15 protein-coding genes are annotated in these 16,177 nt (G+C 65.6%); 9 read left to right on the forward strand and 6 right to left on the reverse strand.

The genetic code is table 11. The annotated features are described in order from the left end of the window. Positions 1 to 22: 22 nt before the first annotated feature. The 3 genes from FBY28_RS10130 (at position 23) to FBY28_RS10140 (ending at position 2,480) form a co-directional block, all read left to right on the forward strand. A complete protein-coding gene (locus FBY28_RS10130) occupies positions 23 to 634 on the forward strand; it encodes a hypothetical protein (protein ID WP_141866388.1) in 612 nt (203 codons plus the stop codon). A gap of 164 nt (positions 635 to 798) precedes the next feature. Continuing rightward, on the forward strand, positions 799 to 1,986 hold the full coding sequence (locus tag FBY28_RS10135) for a 3-ketosteroid-9-alpha-monooxygenase, oxygenase component (protein ID WP_036460240.1): 1,188 nt from the start codon (positions 799 to 801) through the stop codon (positions 1,984 to 1,986). Then, positions 1,986 to 2,480 carry a hypothetical protein gene (locus tag FBY28_RS10140; protein ID WP_141866390.1) on the forward strand — a complete coding sequence of 165 codons (495 nt, stop codon included), beginning with the start codon at positions 1,986 to 1,988 and terminating at the stop codon, positions 2,478 to 2,480. The genes FBY28_RS10135 and FBY28_RS10140 overlap by 1 nt, the downstream gene beginning before the upstream one ends. A 59-nt stretch (positions 2,481 to 2,539) precedes the next feature. On the opposite strand, the gene FBY28_RS10145 is transcribed toward FBY28_RS10140, so the two are convergent. The 3 genes from FBY28_RS10145 to FBY28_RS10155 are packed head-to-tail and all read right to left on the reverse strand — an operon-like array spanning position 2,540 to position 5,620. Next, positions 2,540 to 3,682 (reverse strand): sulfotransferase family protein, encoded by a 1,143-nt coding sequence (locus tag FBY28_RS10145; protein ID WP_141866392.1) that lies wholly within the window; start codon positions 3,680 to 3,682, stop codon positions 2,540 to 2,542. 13 nt (positions 3,683 to 3,695) lie between these two features. Next, positions 3,696 to 4,490: an SDR family oxidoreductase gene (locus tag FBY28_RS10150; protein WP_174241589.1), complete on the reverse strand. Its 795-nt coding sequence runs from the start codon at positions 4,488 to 4,490 to the stop codon at positions 3,696 to 3,698. A gap of 2 nt (positions 4,491 to 4,492) precedes the next feature. Then, positions 4,493 to 5,620 (reverse strand): hypothetical protein, encoded by a 1,128-nt coding sequence (locus tag FBY28_RS10155; protein ID WP_141866394.1) that lies wholly within the window; start codon positions 5,618 to 5,620, stop codon positions 4,493 to 4,495. Positions 5,621 to 5,718: 98 nt separating this feature from the next. On the opposite strand from FBY28_RS10155, the gene FBY28_RS10160 reads away from it, so the two are divergent. Continuing rightward, on the forward strand, positions 5,719 to 6,630 hold the full coding sequence (locus FBY28_RS10160) for an IclR family transcriptional regulator (RefSeq protein ID WP_174241590.1): 912 nt from the start codon (positions 5,719 to 5,721) through the stop codon (positions 6,628 to 6,630). On the opposite strand, the gene FBY28_RS10165 is transcribed toward FBY28_RS10160, so the two are convergent. Then, positions 6,627 to 8,705 carry a RecQ family ATP-dependent DNA helicase gene (locus tag FBY28_RS10165; RefSeq protein WP_141866396.1) on the reverse strand — a complete coding sequence of 693 codons (2,079 nt, stop codon included), beginning with the start codon at positions 8,703 to 8,705 and terminating at the stop codon, positions 6,627 to 6,629. The genes FBY28_RS10160 and FBY28_RS10165 overlap by 4 nt on opposite strands. A gap of 35 nt (positions 8,706 to 8,740) precedes the next feature. Continuing rightward, a complete protein-coding gene (locus FBY28_RS10170) occupies positions 8,741 to 9,868 on the reverse strand; it encodes a substrate-binding domain-containing protein (protein ID WP_216847609.1) in 1,128 nt (375 codons plus the stop codon). Positions 9,869 to 9,898: 30 nt separating this feature from the next. Here FBY28_RS10170 and FBY28_RS10175 point away from each other — a divergent pair, with 30 nt between their 5' ends. The 4 genes from FBY28_RS10175 to FBY28_RS10190 all read left to right on the forward strand — a co-directional run bounded on the left by FBY28_RS10175 (position 9,899) and on the right by FBY28_RS10190 (position 13,529). Then, positions 9,899 to 10,264, forward strand: coding sequence for a MarR family winged helix-turn-helix transcriptional regulator (locus FBY28_RS10175; protein ID WP_141866398.1), 366 nt, complete (start codon positions 9,899 to 9,901; stop codon positions 10,262 to 10,264). Between the two features lie 514 nt (positions 10,265 to 10,778). Further along, positions 10,779 to 12,023 carry a formamidase gene (fmdA, locus tag FBY28_RS10180; RefSeq protein WP_141866401.1) on the forward strand — a complete coding sequence of 415 codons (1,245 nt, stop codon included), beginning with the start codon at positions 10,779 to 10,781 and terminating at the stop codon, positions 12,021 to 12,023. Next, entirely contained in the window at positions 12,023 to 13,072 is a 1,050-nt protein-coding gene (locus FBY28_RS10185; protein ID WP_141866403.1) for an alpha/beta fold hydrolase, read from the forward strand. Before fmdA ends, FBY28_RS10185 begins: the two co-directional genes overlap by 1 nt. A 22-nt stretch (positions 13,073 to 13,094) precedes the next feature. Continuing rightward, the gene (locus tag FBY28_RS10190; RefSeq protein WP_141866405.1) at positions 13,095 to 13,529 is read left to right on the forward strand and encodes an SRPBCC family protein; all 435 of its coding nucleotides are present in this window, start codon (positions 13,095 to 13,097) and stop codon (positions 13,527 to 13,529) included. An 82-nt stretch (positions 13,530 to 13,611) separates the two neighbouring features. On the opposite strand, the gene dmpG is transcribed toward FBY28_RS10190, so the two are convergent. Further along, on the reverse strand, positions 13,612 to 14,667 hold the full coding sequence (gene dmpG / locus FBY28_RS10195) for a 4-hydroxy-2-oxovalerate aldolase (protein WP_286177906.1): 1,056 nt from the start codon (positions 14,665 to 14,667) through the stop codon (positions 13,612 to 13,614). Between the two features lie 257 nt (positions 14,668 to 14,924). Here dmpG and FBY28_RS10200 point away from each other — a divergent pair, with 257 nt between their 5' ends. Then, entirely contained in the window at positions 14,925 to 16,169 is a 1,245-nt protein-coding gene (locus tag FBY28_RS10200) for an IS110 family RNA-guided transposase (RefSeq protein ID WP_064896048.1), read from the forward strand. Positions 16,170 to 16,177 lie beyond the last annotated feature (8 nt).

A 16,177-nucleotide genomic window follows, 5' to 3' on the forward strand; every position in this document is an offset into this window, starting at 1 on the left:
GTCCGCTAGGTGTCTCGAATTGATGTTGTCCCGATCACATGTAGTCACTGCCGCACTGCTCGCCGTCGGCCTCTCCGCCTGCGCTCCCAGCCAGCCGGGTGCCCCGAGCAGCGCTGCGCCGACGCTGCCCGCGTTCACCACCAGCGCCACTCCCACGACCACCGCGCCCGCGCAGGCCACCGATTACACCCGGCTGCTGTTGACCGCCGCCGATCTCAGTGACGCCGAGGACACCTTCACCGAGCGGCACATCGAAGCCTCACCCGGCGGGCTGCCGGGGGCGAGCGCGTTCTTCGTCAACGCCCAGGACACCCGTGCCATCAGCTCGACGATCCTGGTCTACGACAACCCGGGCACCGCCGCGACCGCGCTCAAGGAAGCGCGGGGGACGCTGGGCAGCAGGGTGACGGGAAACCCGGTGCCGGGCGGGGTGGGCCCGGACAGCGTGATGGTGCGTGGCGCCGACCCCGACGAGGCCAAGGACATCACCGTGCTGATGTTCACCCAGGGTCGCGCGCTGGCGCGCCTGGAGTTCCAGAGCGCGGGCGGCGACGCCACCACCGACGGCTACGTGACCACCGTCGGCAAGATGCAACAGATCGCGCTGCGCTCCGGTCTGCACGACGAGAACTGATTCGGCGCCCGGTAGAGCCGGGCGCATCTGGCGATATCTCGAGCCGAGCCGCATTCCGACCGATCAAGAGCACAAAACGGCTGTTGGCGAGGTGTGCATTGCGCAGTGCCCGGTCAAAACTGTAACGTGTTCTAGTTAGAGAGACCAGATACGGGAGGCCCACCGTGACTACCGAGACAGCCGGCATTCGCGAGATCGACACCGGCGACCTGCCCGACCGCTATGCGCGCGGTTGGCATTGCCTGGGACCGGTGAAGGACTACCTCGACGGCAAGCCGCACGGGGTGGAGATCTTCGGCACCATGCTGGTCGTCTTCGCCGACTCCGAGGGTGAGCTCAAGGTTCTGGACGGTTATTGCCGGCACATGGGCGGCAACCTCGCCCAGGGCTCCATCAAGGGTGACACCGTTGCCTGCCCGTTCCACGACTGGCGCTGGGGTGGCGACGGCAAGTGCAAGCTCGTCCCCTACGCCAAACGCACACCGCGCCTGGCTCGCACCCGCGCCTGGCACACCGACGTACGCGGCGGGCTGCTCTTCGTCTGGCATGACCACGAGGGCAACCCACCGCAGCCAGAGGTTCGGATCCCCGAGATCCCCGAGTTCGCCAGCGACGACTGGACCGACTGGCGGTGGAACACGATGCTCATCGAGGGCTCCAACTGCCGCGAGATCATCGACAACGTCACCGACATGGCGCACTTCTTCTACATCCACTATGGGTTGCCGACGTACTTCAAGAACGTCTTCGAGGGCCACATCGCCAGCCAGTACCTGCACAACGTCGGCCGTCCCGACGTCAACGACCTGGGCACCACCTACGGTGAGGCGCATCTGGATTCCGAGGCGTCCTATTTCGGTCCGTCGTTCATGATCAACTGGCTGCACAACAACTACGGCGGGTTCAAGGCCGAGTCGATCCTGATCAACTGCCACTACCCGGTCAGCCAGAACTCCTTCGTGCTGCAATGGGGCGTCATCGTCGAAAAGCCCAAGGGGCTCGATGAGAAGACCACCGACAAACTGGCCCGCGTCTTCACCGAGGGCGTCTCCAAGGGGTTCCTGCAGGACGTCGAGATCTGGAAGCACAAGACCCGGATCGACAACCCGCTGCTGGTCGAGGAGGACGGCGCCGTCTATCAGATGCGCCGCTGGTATCAGCAGTTCTACGTCGACGTCGCCGACGTGACCCCCGATATGACCGACCGCTTCGAGATGGAGGTCGACACCACCATCGCCAACGAGAAGTGGCATGTCGAGGTCGAGGAAAACCTGAAGCTGCAGCAGGACGCCGCCGAGCGCGATGCCGCCGAACAGGCTGAGCCGCAAAAAGAGCCGGCGCAGCCGAGCTGATGACCACGCATGACGAGCGGGCCGGAACACCAGATGTCGATGATCTGGCCCGCTCCATGCTGCTCCTGCACGGCGGACACGATGACGAGGACGACCACGACGTCAGCCACGTCGGGGACCACCCGGCCCCCCGGCCGAGTACCGGGAACTGGTCCAAGGCACCGGATTTCAGTTCCGATCCGCTCCGGGCGGCGGCGGTGCACGAAGCCACCGAGCGGGACAAGCAGCGGTATCTGACCTCCGGGTTGGCCTCGGTGGACTGCCGATACTGTCATGCCACCGTGCAGGTCAAGAAGCTGGGCACCGAACACACGTCGGTGCAGTGGAATTCGACGGCGACCAAGCGCTGCGCGGTCTTCGACGAGATCCGCGCGTCCGGTGGCGATCCGGCACGGGCGCGCTCGTGCCACCGGCTCACCGACAGCATCAAGCACGCCATCGCCGAGGGCTGCCTGGAGGAATTCTCCAGCGCCCCCTCCCCCGGCGACGGCTAGGTTCTCTCTCGCGATTTCGGTGAGGATACGTGCGCACGGCGTACGTATCCTCACCGAAATCACAGTCCCTTGAAGCGCTCCTTGACCTGCTCGTCGGTCAACCCGTAATCGCTGAGCGAGTAGGTGTGCTTGGGTGCCCGCGGGCCCTTCTTGCTCTCCTCGTGACTGTCGGCGATGGCCTGGCGCGCCGCATCGGTGAACTCGATCCCGAACGTGCGGTAGATCCCCTCCACCGCGGCGACCGGATCCTTGATGAACTCGAAATAGTCGACATCGCAGAACTGCGCCGGATCATGTTTGGCCCGTTCGGCGTTGAACAGTTCCAGCCCACGGGACCAGGTCTCCAAGGAGTCCTCGCCGATGACCTTGCCGGAGAAGCTGTTCGACCAGCCCTCGGTGGTGTGCTGGGCCAGTGAGCACATCGAGGCCATGATCGTCTCGGCCGGCCGGTGGCATTGCACCACCAGCGCATCGGGGTAGGTCGCGAAGAGCGCGTCGAGGGCGAACAGGTGGCTCGGATTCTTGAGCACCCAGCGCTTTTCGGACTCGTTGAGGCCGATCAACTGCAGGTTCTTGCGATGCCGCTGATAGGACTTGGTCCAGTCCTGCTGGGCCAGCCAACGCGAATAGGTGGGGATGTGCGCCAGCGTCTCATAGGACACCGAATGCAGCGATTGACGCAGCAGCTGCCAGCATTCTTCGACCTCGTCGGCGGTCATGTAGTGCAGGCCGGTGTAGTCCGGGTTCTCCTCGTGCGCCTTGGTGAACTGCGCATCGAGCTGGGCGAAGATCGGATTCTCCGACCAGGTTTCGCGCGGTGGACGCGGCTGCGGGAACTCGGCCAGCCACAGCTCGAGGCCCTGATGCCGCGGATCGGCGGTGAGCAGTCGGTGGATGACGGTGGTTCCGGTGCGCGGAAGTCCGGTCACGAAGATCGGTCGCTCGATCGGCACATCGGCATGCTGGGGGTACTGCTTGAACGCCGCCTCCGACACCAGCCGGGCCACCAGTGCATTCCTGACGAAGAAGCGCTGCATCTTGCTGCCGAATTCGGTGAGATCGGCATCGCGCTGATACGCGTCCAAAAGGACGGCGAGCGCCTCCTTGTAGTTGTCGCTGTCATCACCGAAATCGTCGAGCCCACAGGCCTTGGTCGCCGATGCGTGCAGATCTTCGACGGTTCCCACGTCGGTGCGTGTCATATCGAGTGCTCCATCAGAACTTGTACTCCCCGCAGTTGACATCCAGAGTCTGCCCGGTGATACCACTGGACAGATCGCTGGCCATGAACAGAATCGCCGAGGCCACCTCGTCCTCGGTCGGCAGTTTCTTCAGATCGCTGTTGGCGGCGGCGGCCTTGTAGATCTCGTCAACCGTGGTGCCGTACTTGCCCGCCTGATGCTCGAAGTAGCTCTGCAGCGTTCCACCCCAGATATACCCTGGCAGAACCGAATTCACCCTGATCCCGGCCTCACCGAGCTCGCTGGCCAGCGACTGCGACATGGCCAGCAACGCCGACTTGGCCAGCTTGTAGGCGCCCTGCTTGGGATCGGAGTGCCGGACGACCATCGAGTTGACATTGACCACCGACCCCTTGGACTCGGTCAGCGCGGGGGTGAAACCCTGGATGAGTCGCAGTGCGCCGAGCACGGTGAGCTCGACGGTCTCGCGGATGTGCTCGAAGCTGGTCTTGGCGAACGGTTTCATCGACGGAACCCGGAAGGCATTGTTGATCAGGACATCGACCTTGCCGAACTCCGACATCGAGGTCGACACCAGGTTGGCCACCTGCGCATCGTCGGTGATGTCCGTGCCGACGGCCAACGCCCGACGGCCGAGCGCGCGCACCTGGTTTGCGACGTCCTCCAGACGTTCCACGGTGCGGGCGGCCAGGATCACATCGGCACCCTCCTCGGCACATCGACGCGCCAGCGTGGTGCCCAGCGCCGGGCCCACACCACTGATGACGACAACTCGATCCTTCAGGAGTCCACCCACGGTCGCGGCCATGCTCAACCCACCATTCTTTCGCCGATCAGCTTCTGGCGCAGCGCGATCCGCGCCCGCCAATCATCCTTTGAGATCTTGTTCGATTCGTAATAGGGCAATGCCGCCGGCACGGCATCCAGGTCGACGATCTGCATCGTCGGGCCGTCGGCCTCGGTCAGTTCCCGCGAGACCCGCTGCCAGCGGAACTGCAGGTAACCCTTGCGGTGGCCGAGCGTCTCACACCAGTTCGTCACGCCCGGGTTGCCCTCGGACACCACGATGCGGATCTTGCCGTCCGGGTCCGCCTGTGCCTGAGTGCCATTGAGCGAGGTCTGGTGATTGATGTAATCCAGCGAGATGTACCACAGGCTGCCCAACTGGAACCCGAGGTAGGGCGCATCGGTCACCGGCAGGGTGATGACGATCGCCTGCTCACCCGTGATGTCGTAATGCCCGACCGAGGAGTACTGGGTGGCCAGCCCGCCCGGTGTCAGCCGCGGCGCGGTCAGCGTGTTGACCGGCAGGTTGTCATAGAACCACTTGGGGAACTGCAGCCAGGTCTTCACCCGCTGTACCAACTGCTTTCCCGCGACGCTGAATCTCTTCTCGATCAGTTCCTTGGACAGCGGCTCCGGCGCAGTACCCGCGGTGTCGGTACGGGCGATGGCGAAGGCGCCGCGCTGGGCCGACCAATCGTTGTAGACCTCGCGGATGACCAACTGGGCGGGCTTGTCCGGGGTGAAGCGCCATTCGAAAGTGCCGTCGGCGGCGATGTCGAGCTTGCGGTCGTCGAACGCGGTCTCACTGTCGGGCACCGCCTCGTCGGTGTACTCACCGCCGATGAGCTGGAAGCTGACGTCGGTGGTGGTGCCGCGACGCCCGGTCACGACGTACTCGTGGCCTGGTTGCACGCGGGTGCCGAAGTACATGGTGTCCGGGTTGTCCAGACCCATCTTGGTGAACGGACCGGTTCCGCTGTGCAGGAACGGATGCTCGCGGTCGTAATCGAACGCCACATGCGTGCACGCCGCGATGCATCCCGCCAGATACTGCAGGCCTTCCAGCAGATCGGCTTCGGACTCGATGAAGGGGGCTTCCGTGACGAGGCGTTCGGCCTCGGCGATGGCATCGGCCAGCGGCTGCGAATACATCCGGGCATCACCTTTCGTTCCAATATTGGACCGTCGTGGTAGAGTTTCCGACCTGAGACTAGAACGCGTTCTAGTTCACGTCAACGTCGGGAGGTGCGGTGCCAGACCAGGCGACCGGCCGCGCGTCCCCGCCCACCGAACGGGTGGTCGCGGTGCTGAACTTCCTGGCCGCACACCCGCACGACCGCTTCGGGCTCTCCGAACTGGCCCGCCGGGTCAACCTCAGCAAGCCCACCTGCCTGGGCATCCTGACCAGCCTGACCGAGTCGGGCTACCTCGTGCGCCAGGCGGGCGAAGGCACTCGGGACAAGACCTACGGGCTCGGGCCCGCCCTGATCACGCTGGGGCACACCGCGCAACAGGCCCTGCGGGTGAGCCCTGCGGCGCAGGCCGAGTTGCGCTCGCTATCGGATGCATTCGGTGCCACCGCGGCCCTGTCCGGTGTCGTCGACGACCGCATCACGCTGCTCGAACTCGTCTCGCCCCCGGGCGCACCCAGCACGGTGCGAGTCGGGCAGAGCTATCCGTTCGCGCCGCCGGTCGGGCTGATGTTCGTCCTCTGGGACGACGGGGCGGTCCGCGACTGGCTCGCCAAGGAACCCACGATTCCGTTGCACACCGACAGTGATCGGTTCGAGCGGGTCATCACCGCCTGCCGCGCCTGCGGATATCTGGTGGAGCGGCTCACCCCGGGCGGCCGGCGGCTGTATGCGCTGATGGCGGGCATGTCGAACACGCTGCCCGACGAACTGCGAGCACTGCTCGGGGAATTGGTCTCCGATATCGGTGAGCGCGTCTACCTGCCGGGCACCGACGATCCCGAGACGCGTCACGACATCAGTGTCATCGCCGCGCCCGTGTTCGATCACCACCGCCGCCAGGTGATGGTGGCGACGATGCAGATCGGCGCGGCATTGACCGACGCCGATATCGCGGCACGCGCGCACGCGCTGATGGCGACCGCCGACGCGGTCACCTCGTCCCTCGGCGGCGTCAAGCCCGGGTTCTAGCTCACCGCCGCCAGCGCGAACGGCAGCACGTCGACCGCACCTGCGGCCCGGACGGTCAACGCGGCCATCGTCATCGTCCACCCGGTATCGGTCATATCGTCGACCAGCAGCACGGTCTCGCCCGCAACACCTGCCGGCAACTCCCAGGCATCGCGCAGAGCGGCAACCCGATAGGCCGAGTTGGCGGCGATCACCGGTCGGTGTTCGGGCGAATAAGTCAGGACACCCAGGTCTTTCAGCTTCCCGACCGCAGCCAACCGGGTCGCGATGCTGCGGATCAAGACCGGGTGACGCACCGAATCGACGGCGAGTACCGCAGTCGGCCGCCGCGCCCAGTCCCACGCCTTGAGCACCTCGATGGCCGCGGTGATCACGGCATCGGGCGCCTCGGCATCCGGTTCGTCGAGCAGCGTGCGCAGCCGGGCACCCCATCCCAGATCGGTCAGCCTGCCGATCACCCGGCCCGCCGACGGCCCGTCCCCGATCCGTCCGGACAGATCCACCCCGATCCGGCTCATGCCGGTGGGCCACTGTTTGCGTGGAGCGATCTCGACGCCGGGACGCATCAGCCGCGCGCGGGTCGCCTCCACCGACTCCGCGTCGACCTCGGACCGATACCGCGGGCCGACGCAATTGTCACACCGCCCGCACGCCTGCGGACCGAGCTCCGGATCATCGAGTTGCTTGCGCAGGAACACCATTCGACAGTCGGTGGTGCGCTGGTAGTCAAGCATGGCCTGTTGTTCTCGTTTGCGTGCCTCGTCGAGGCGCGCGTATCGGGGCTCGTCGTAGGACCAGGGTTGCCCGGTGCCGATCCAGCCACCCTTCACCCGGCGCACCGCCCCGTCGACGTCGAGGACCTTGAGCACCATCTCCAACCGCGACCTGTTGAGGTCCACCAGCGGCTCCAGCGCCGCGGTGGACAACGCCCGATCAGGTTCAAGTGCACCGATCACCTTGCGCACCAAGGGTTCCGACGGAAAGGCGACCGAGGCGAAGTAGCGCCACACGTCGACATCCTCGCGGCCCGGCAGCAGGATCACCTCGGCGCTGTCGGTCGATCTGCCGGCGCGCCCGACCTGCTGGTAGTAGGCGATCGGCGAGGACGGCGCACCGAGGTGCACCACGAACCCCAGGTCGGGTTTGTCGAAACCCATCCCCAGCGCCGAGGTGGCGATCAATGCCTTGACCCGATTGCCCAGCAGGTCGGCCTCCAACTGCTCGCGCTCGGAGGCCTCGGTACCGCCGGTATAGGCGGCCACGGTGTGGCCGTGCTCGCGCAGCAGGGCGGCGATATCGTGTGCCTGGGCCACCGTCAGCGTGTACACGATGCCCGAACCCGGCAGGGAATCCAGATGCGCGGCCAACCACGCCGCACGTTGCGCCGGTCCGCCCGCCTGTACCACCGACAGCCGCAGCGATTCTCGGTCCAACCCACCGCGCAGGACCAGGGTGCCGTCCCCGGAGCCGCCGACACCCAGCTGGGTGGCGACATCCTCCACGACGCGGTCGTTGGCGGTCGCCGTGGTGGCCAGCACCGGGATATCGGTGCCCAACTCGGCAACGAGGGTGCGGATGCGCCGGTAGTCGGGCCGGAAATCATGCCCCCAGTCGGACACACAGTGCGCCTCGTCGACGACCACCAGACCCGCGTCGGCGGCCAGCGCGGGCAGCACCGCGTCACGGAAGTCCGGGTTGTTCAACCGCTCCGGACTGACCAGCAGCACGTCGAGTTCACCGGCCCGCACCCTGGTGTGCACGTCCTCCCATTCGGTGACGTTGCTGGAGTTGATGGTGGCCGCCTGCACCCCCGCTTTGCGCGCGGCCTCGACCTGGTTGCGCATCAAGGCCAGCAGCGGGGACACGATCACCGTCGGCCCACGGCCCGCGGCACGCAGGAGTTTGGCGGCGATGAAGTACACCGCCGATTTGCCCCACCCGGTGCGCTGCACCACCAGCGCGCGTCGGCGGTGGACGACGAGTGCCTCGATGGCCGTCCACTGGTCATCGCGCAGGACGGCCTGCGGCCCGGCCAGCTGTTCGAGGATGGCCTGCGCGTCGGTGCGGGTGGTCATTGGTCCATCGTGCCAACCGGGTATGACGTGCCCGCTCAGCGCACCCTGGCGATGACGTCCAGGTCGACACCGCGCGCCACGGCCAGATGCACCGGGTGCCGGGCAGCTCCACGGTGCAGATCGACAGGACCGTGCGGGGAATCCCAGCCCCACCCGTCGAAGGCCCGGCGGGCGTCGGCGACCGTGGGCACCGATGTCGTCGCGATACCGGCCAGCAGGTGCACTCCCGAGTAGGTCGTCTCGGCCATCGTGCCGGGCGCCGGTGCCGCGGGCTCCCCGATCGGGCCGGTGCCGTTGATCAGATCGAAGGCGCGGCTGAATCCGGCACTGAACTCGGCGGCGGCGGCCGAAGCCAGGCCGGCGAACCAGCCCGCCGATATGAACAGGTTCCCGGTCGCGTCGCTGCCACTGGCCAGTACCACCGTCTCGTCGGTGAACGGGCTGAACCGGGTGACGGTGGCATCCAGGCCCGCCGCGGCGAACGCCCGGTTGAAGCGCACCGCGTCGGAGCCGACCAGCAGTGTGATGACACCGTCGGCGCCGGCGGCGACGATATCGGCGAGCACCCGGTCCCACGCGGACGGATCATCGACGCCCAGTGGCAGGAACCGCTCGCCCAGGATCGAGATGTCGGTACCGTCCAAGCCGGCCCGGGTCGCCCGCGCCGATCCTCGTGGCCATACGTAGTCGTTGCCGACGATGAACCACCGACGCAACCGCAGTTCGGTGCGCAGCCAGTGCAGCGAGGCGATGATCTGATCGCCCGGGACCTCCCCGCTGCACAGCACTCCGTCACTGCGTTCACCACCTTCATAGGCCGCGGCGTACACGTAGGGGACGCGGCCACCGACCTCGCGGGCGATCGCCTGCCTGGCGTTGGACAGATGCCAGCCGGTGACGGCATCGACGGCGCCGGAGTCCACGAGCTCCCTGATCCGACTGGCGACCCCGGCGGGATCGCCACCGGCGTCCACATGCACGAACTGCACCGGGCGGCCGGCCACCCCACCCGCGGCGTCGATCTCGGCGGCGGCGAGTTCGGCGGCGGCCCGACACTCGAGCCCGAAGATGCCGGCCGGCCCACGACGCGGCAGCGCCAGCGCCACCCGGAACTCCGAACGGGAGCGCCGATGTTGTTCCGTCCTGGCGAACGGATCTGGCATGCTGTGAAGTCCTGATCGGGAAGGCATGTCATGGACGATCTCGTCGAGGCCCTCGCGTTGCTGCGGCGCGCCGCCGTCGTCGCCGCGAGCATCGACGGCGCGCTCGCCGGGACCGATCTGACCGTCGATCGCTGGCGGGCGCTGCACGTCATCCACCACGATCCCGGCTGCTCGATGTCCGATATCGTCGACGCACTCGCCATCCCGTCCACCTCGGCGACACGCATCGTCGACGCACTTGTCGAACTCGGCGCGGTGTATCGCACCGTCTCGGCGCAGGACCGCCGCCGAACCACGCTGCGGTCGTCGTCGCATGGTGCCGAACTCCTCCGAACCGCAGAGTCGGCAATCACCCCAATGGTTTTCCTTCGGGACGGCGACCCCACGCCAATCTAGGACGTGCGTATTGCGTCATTGTAAAGCGCACGGCCCGCGGCCACCGGCTGAACTGCCGCAGCCATGACGATCGTGTGAACAATCCCGGCCGACGCTGCAGATGCGCCGGTTTGCCCTTGACGGAGCGTCCCGCCGGTGTAGGTTCGACATTATTCCCAGATGGGAACATTTGACGAACAGGGTTTCCGTGCCACGCTATCGCTATCGCTGCCCGGACGACGGGCCATTCGACATGACCTTCCCCATCGGGACCGCACCGGCCAGCGTCGAATGCGAAAAGTGTTGCGCGGCAAGCAATCGCCTCTATGGCGGTGGCGCGATGGTGCGTTCGAACCCGGCCGGCACCCGCGCGCTGGACCTGCATGCGCAGTCCCAGGCCAACCCCGGCGTCGTCCGCAGATCCTCAGGTCCGTCCGATCCGGCACGCCTACGGTACGCAGATCCCCGCCACCGGATGCTACCCAAACCGTAACGCCTTGTATCAGAACGTTTTCCGTCAATCGAGGAGGCACACATGCCCGAAGTGATCTTTCCCGTCGACCAGAGCAAGCCGTTTCGCGAGCAGCAGCTGGTCGGGCACAACCGCTGGCACCCGGACATCCCGGCCGTGGCCACGGTGAAGTCCGGCGACAGCTTCCGGGTGGAGTCCAAGGAATGGTTCGACGGGACCATCGTCAACTCCGATGACGCCAATGACATCCGTGACTGCGACCTCACCATGGTCCACCAGCTGTCCGGCCCGTTCGCCGTCGAGGGCGCCCAACCCGGCGATCTACTGGTCGTCGACATTCTCGATGTCGGTCCGGTACCCCAGCAGACCGGACCGGTTGCCGGCCAGGGGTGGGGTTACACCGGGATCTTCGCCAAGGACAACGGTGGCGGATTCCTCACCGATTGGTTCCCCGACGCCTACAAGGCGATCTGGGATTTCACCGGCCAGAAGGCCACCAGTAGGCATGTGCCGGGAGTGGAGTTCACCGGCCTGATCCATCCCGGCCTGATGGGCACCGCGCCCAGTGCGGACCTGTTGGCAAAATGGAATCACCGCGAAGCCCAGCTCATCGCCACCGATCCCGACCGCGTGCCGCCACTCGCGCTGCCGCCGCTGCCGGCCAATGCGGTGCTGGGCAGCCTCACCGGAGCCGACTATGAGCGTGCCGCGGCCGAGGCGGCCCGCACGGCCCCGCCGCGGGAGAACGGTGGCAACCAGGACATCAAGAACCTCTCCAAGGGCAGCCGGATCTTCTATCCGGTGTTCGTGGACGGCGCCAATCTGTCGCTGGGCGACCTGCACTTCTCTCAAGGCGACGGCGAGATAACCTTTTGTGGCGCAATCGAGATGGGCGGCTATATTGATCTACGCGTGGAGATCATCAAGGGCGGGATGGAGACCTACGGTGTCACCACCAATCCGATCTTCATGCCGGGGATCGTGGAACCGCGTTACTCGGAGTTCCTCACCTTCGTCGGATTCTCGGTAGACCGCAACGGCACCCAGCACTACCTCGACACCACGCTGGCGTACCAGAATGCTTGCCTCAACGCCATCGAGTACCTGTCGAAATTCGGTTGGACCAAGGAGCAGGCCTACCTGATCCTGGGTGCCGCGCCGGTGGAGGGCAGGATGTCCGGCGTCGTCGATGTCCCCAATTCATGTGCCACGCTGTATATTCCGACCGCCATCTTCGATATCGATGTGCGCCCGTCCAGCACGCCACCGCAGCAGATCGACCGCGGGCAGTGCGCGGTGAGCAACTGATGCCCGCACCTACCGACGCCGAATACTTCGATCTCGGGGACTTCACCCTGCAGAACGGTTTCACGCTGCGCGATGCCCGGCTCGCCTACAAGACCTACGGCACGCTCAACGCCGACAAGTCCAACGTGATCGTCTATCCGACGTGGTATTCGGGTTGGCACACCGACAACGAATGGCTCATCGGACCCGGCCGCGTCCTTGACCCTGCGACCGCATTCATCATCGTCCCGAACATGCTTGGCAACGGTCTGTCGTCATCACCGTCGAACACGCCGGCGCCCCATGACGGACCCCGTTTCCCGGCGGTGACGTTCCATGACCAGGTGGAAGCCCAGTATCGTTTGGTCACAGAGAAATTCGGTATCGGTTCGATCTCCCTGGTGACCGGATGGTCGATGGGTGCCGGTCAGACCTATCAGTGGGCCGTGAGCCATCCGGAGATGGTGGCGCGCGCTGCACCGTTCTGCGGGTCCAGCATCACCGCCCCGCACAACAAGGTGTTCCTGGAGTCATTGGTGGCCGCGTTGACGGCCGATGCGGCGTTCGCCGAAGGCGACTACGACCCGGCCCGGCCTCCGATCAAGGGCCTGCGGGCCTTCGCCAGGGTGTACTCCGGCTGGGGTTACTCACAGGCCTTCTATTGGCGAGAGACGTGGCGCGAACTCGGCTACACCTCATTCGACGATTTCCTCTACGGATTCTGGGAGGGCTTCTTCCGCGACGGCCGCGACCCGAACAACCTGATCGCGATGATCGGCACGTGGCACAGCGGAAATGTCGGGAACACACCGGGTTTCGATGGTGACGTGCAGAAGGCGCTGGCTTCGATCAAGTGCCCGCTGTTGGCCATGCCCGCCGAGAAGGATCTGTACTTCCCGCCCGAAGACGAGCAGTGGGCCAGTCAGTTCATACCCGACGGTGAGGTCAGGGTCATCCCAGGAATCTGGGGGCATTTCGCCGGCGGTGGCGCCAACGATGTGGACACCGACTTCATCGACGCCGGGTTGCGCGAGCTGATGAGCAAGCCGGGATACGCGCCGCCGGAGTAGTCTCCCGTCAGGAGGGGGACATATGGTGCGACTGCATGTCGAACGGGTCATCGCGGCAATGCCGGAACCGGTGTTCGACTGGATTGCCGACCCGGCCAACCTGGTGACCGCCCCGATGATCCTGCGTGCCGGTTGGGCCGCGGATTCCGTGGAACCCGGGGCCGGTGCCGTGCGGGAAGCGGTCGGCACGGGAGTGTGGCTACGGGAACAGATCACCGAATACGATCGCCCGCACCGCTACTCGTATCTCATAGTGCGCTCGTTTCCGGCATTCGGTCACGAGGGCGGGACAGTGACCCTGTCGGCGGCAACCGGGGGTACCCACGTCGACTGGGTCAGCAGCTACTCTCATCCGTTGCGCGCCGGCGGCGCGGCATTGAATGTCATTACCGCACGGTTGCTGCCGTGGAACTTCGAGGCGATCCTGGCTGCCTGCGCCCGTGCACTGGAGCGCTGATCACCTCGATCACGTCGACTTTTCTCCAGAGCGGCCGCACGCTGCCCGTGTACGCGCGGCCGGTTCCGGACGGTGATTCACATCAGGCGTTCTGGGCTTCCTGTTCGCGTTTGATTTCCAGGGCGATGTCGATGAGTTGGTCTTCTTGGCCGCCGATGAGTTTGCGTTGACCGGCGCGGTGCAGTAGTTGGTGCGCGGGTACGCCGTAACGCTCGGACTGGCGGATCGCGTGCTTGAGGAAACTGGAATACACCCCCGAGTAACCCATGATCAACGCGTTGCGATCCAGCAGGCATTCCGCGGGCATCGCCGGGGCCACGACCTCTTCAGCGGCATCGGCGATCTCGAAGAAATCAATCCCGGTCTTGACACCGATCTTGTCGAACACCCCGATCATCGCCTCCACCGGCGCGTTACCCGCACCGGCACCGAACCGCCGACACGACCCGTCGATCTGCTTGGCACCCGCGCGCACCGCCTCGATGGAGTTCGCGACACCCAACCCGAGATTCTCATGACCATGAAAACCCACCTGGGCGTCATCACCGAGCTCAGCGACCAACGCGGCCACCCGATCAGCAACCTGATCGAGCACCAACGCCCCCGCCGAATCCACCACATACACACACTGGCACCCCGCATCGGCCATGATCCGGGCCTGAGCGGCCAACTTCTCCGGGGAAATCGTATGAGACATCATCAAAAAGCCCACGGTCTCCAAACCGAGTTCACGGGCCAACCCGAAATGCTGGATCGACACATCGGCCTCGGTGCAGTGCGTGGCGATGCGGCAGATCTCCCCACCGTTGTTCTGGGCCTGGATGATGTCTTCCTTGGTGCCCACGCCCGGCAACATCAAAAACGCGATCTTCGCCTCTTTGGCGGTCTCGGCCGCGAGCTTGATCAACTCCTGCTCAGGGGTTTTGGAGAACCCGTAGTTGAAGCTCGACCCACCCAGTCCGTCGCCGTGGGTGACCTCGATGACCGGCACCCCCGCAGTATCCAGCGCCGCGACGATCGAGCGCACCTCATCGGCGGTGAACTGGTGACGCTTGTGATGAGACCCATCACGCAACGACGTGTCGGTCATCCGGACATCCCACACCGGGTTGAAGAAAATCTCGCCTGTGCCGCTCACTGGTGCACCATCCTTGTGTCGGTGATCTTGGATGGATTGCCGATGCACCCGAGGTGCCGCTGATCTATCGCCCTGCTCGCTCGACGCTGTTGATGTCCAGCATGAGTTCTGCGGAGGTCAGTGGTTACCCGGGGCGCGTTGACCGTCGACAGGGCTATGCGCCACCGAGCGCCGCTCAGTGAGCGAACCGGCAGTCGTGCCCCGGAACCTGCACATAAGGGTGCCTCCCCACTGGGCTTAGCAGCGAGGAGGCTGTCATGAAGTCTGCCCGAAATACCCTGCCAACGGAACCCGCCAATGGGCTCACGTGTGGAATCGACTGGGCCTGCGATGATCACGCGGTCTCGATCGTCGATGCCAAAGGCCGCGAGATCACCCGCAAAACGATCGGTCACAACGCCGTTGGGCTGCGAGATCTGCTCACCACACTGCAACGCGCCGGTGTCAGCGAAGTCGCCATCGAACGCCCCGACGGTCCGGTCGTACACGCCCTGCTCGACGCTGGGATCACCGTCGTGGTGATCAGCCCCAACCAACTCAAGAACCTGCGCGGGCGCTACGGATCGGCCGGCAACAAAGATGACCGCTTCGACGCGTTCGTCCTGGCCGACACCTTGCGCACCGACCGGACCCGGCTGCGGCCCCTGCAGCCCGACAGCCCGGCCACGGTGGCCCTGCGCCAGACCTGCCGAGCCCGTAAAAATCTGGTCGCTCACCGCGTGGCGATCGCCAACCAGCTGCGGGCTCATCTGATGATCGTCTTTCCCGGCGCGGTCGGGCTGTTCGCCGATATCGACTCGCCGATCAGCCTGGCCTTTTTGGCCCGCTTTGACTGCCAGGACCGCGCCGATTGGCTCTCGGTCACCCGGATGGCCAACTGGCTGGCCAGCGTCGGCTACAGCGGCCGCACCCACGCCAGTGAACTGCACCGACGACTCACCGCCGCGCCTCGCGGTGCCGCCGGTATCGACGGTGCCACCATCACCGCGACCTTCGTCGAGGTGTTGAGCACTGTGAGCGCCCAGATCAAAACCCTCGACCAGAGCATCGCCGAGCAACTCGACGCTCACGCCGATACTCATATCTTCACCAGCCTGCCACGCTCGGGCACCTTCCGTGCCGCCCGACTGCTCGCCGAAATCGGCGACTGCCGCGCACGGTTCCCCACACCCGAATCGCTGGCGTGCCTGGCCGGAGTCGCCCCCTCCACCCGCCAATCCGGGAAAGTCAAACACGTCGGATTCCGCTGGGCTGCAGACAAACAGCTCCGCGACGCCGTATGCGACTTCGCCGGCGACAGTCGTCGAGCCAACCCCTGGGCGGCCGATCTCTACAACCGCGCCCGAGCCCGCGGACACGACCACCCCCACGCCGTGCGCATCCTCGCCCGCGCCTGGCTCTACATCATCTGGCACTGCTGGCACGACGAAGTCGCCTACGATCCCACCCAACACAGGGCCCTCCAAAAGCTGATCAACCAAGATCAACCCAGGGCGGCTTGACACAGGGC

Origin of the sequence: Arthrobacter sp. SLBN-53, assembly GCF_006715585.1 — a bacterium.
Classification (GTDB): domain Bacteria; phylum Actinomycetota; class Actinomycetes; order Mycobacteriales; family Mycobacteriaceae; genus Mycobacterium; species Mycobacterium neoaurum_A.

What these genes read in the sequence shown, in the direction of transcription:
- FBY28_RS10200 (WP_064896048.1), top strand. Translation starts at nt 14,925, where the DNA reads ATGAAGTCTGCCCGAAATACCCTGCCAACGGAACCCGCCAATGGGCTC.
- FBY28_RS10190 (WP_141866405.1), top strand. Translation starts at nt 13,095, where the DNA reads ATGGTGCGACTGCATGTCGAACGGGTCATCGCGGCAATGCCGGAACCG.
- FBY28_RS10155 (WP_141866394.1), bottom strand. Translation starts at nt 5,620, where the DNA reads ATGTATTCGCAGCCGCTGGCCGATGCCATCGCCGAGGCCGAACGCCTC.
- FBY28_RS10145 (WP_141866392.1), bottom strand. Translation starts at nt 3,682, where the DNA reads ATGACACGCACCGACGTGGGAACCGTCGAAGATCTGCACGCATCGGCG.
- fmdA (WP_141866401.1), top strand. Translation starts at nt 10,779, where the DNA reads ATGCCCGAAGTGATCTTTCCCGTCGACCAGAGCAAGCCGTTTCGCGAG.
- FBY28_RS10175 (WP_141866398.1), top strand. Translation starts at nt 9,899, where the DNA reads ATGGACGATCTCGTCGAGGCCCTCGCGTTGCTGCGGCGCGCCGCCGTC.
- FBY28_RS10185 (WP_141866403.1), top strand. Translation starts at nt 12,023, where the DNA reads ATGCCCGCACCTACCGACGCCGAATACTTCGATCTCGGGGACTTCACC.
- FBY28_RS10130 (WP_141866388.1), top strand. Translation starts at nt 23, where the DNA reads ATGTTGTCCCGATCACATGTAGTCACTGCCGCACTGCTCGCCGTCGGC.
- FBY28_RS10170 (WP_216847609.1), bottom strand. Translation starts at nt 9,868, where the DNA reads ATGCCAGATCCGTTCGCCAGGACGGAACAACATCGGCGCTCCCGTTCG.
- FBY28_RS10140 (WP_141866390.1), top strand. Translation starts at nt 1,986, where the DNA reads ATGACCACGCATGACGAGCGGGCCGGAACACCAGATGTCGATGATCTG.
- FBY28_RS10150 (WP_174241589.1), bottom strand. Translation starts at nt 4,490, where the DNA reads ATGGCCGCGACCGTGGGTGGACTCCTGAAGGATCGAGTTGTCGTCATC.
- FBY28_RS10165 (WP_141866396.1), bottom strand. Translation starts at nt 8,705, where the DNA reads ATGACCACCCGCACCGACGCGCAGGCCATCCTCGAACAGCTGGCCGGG.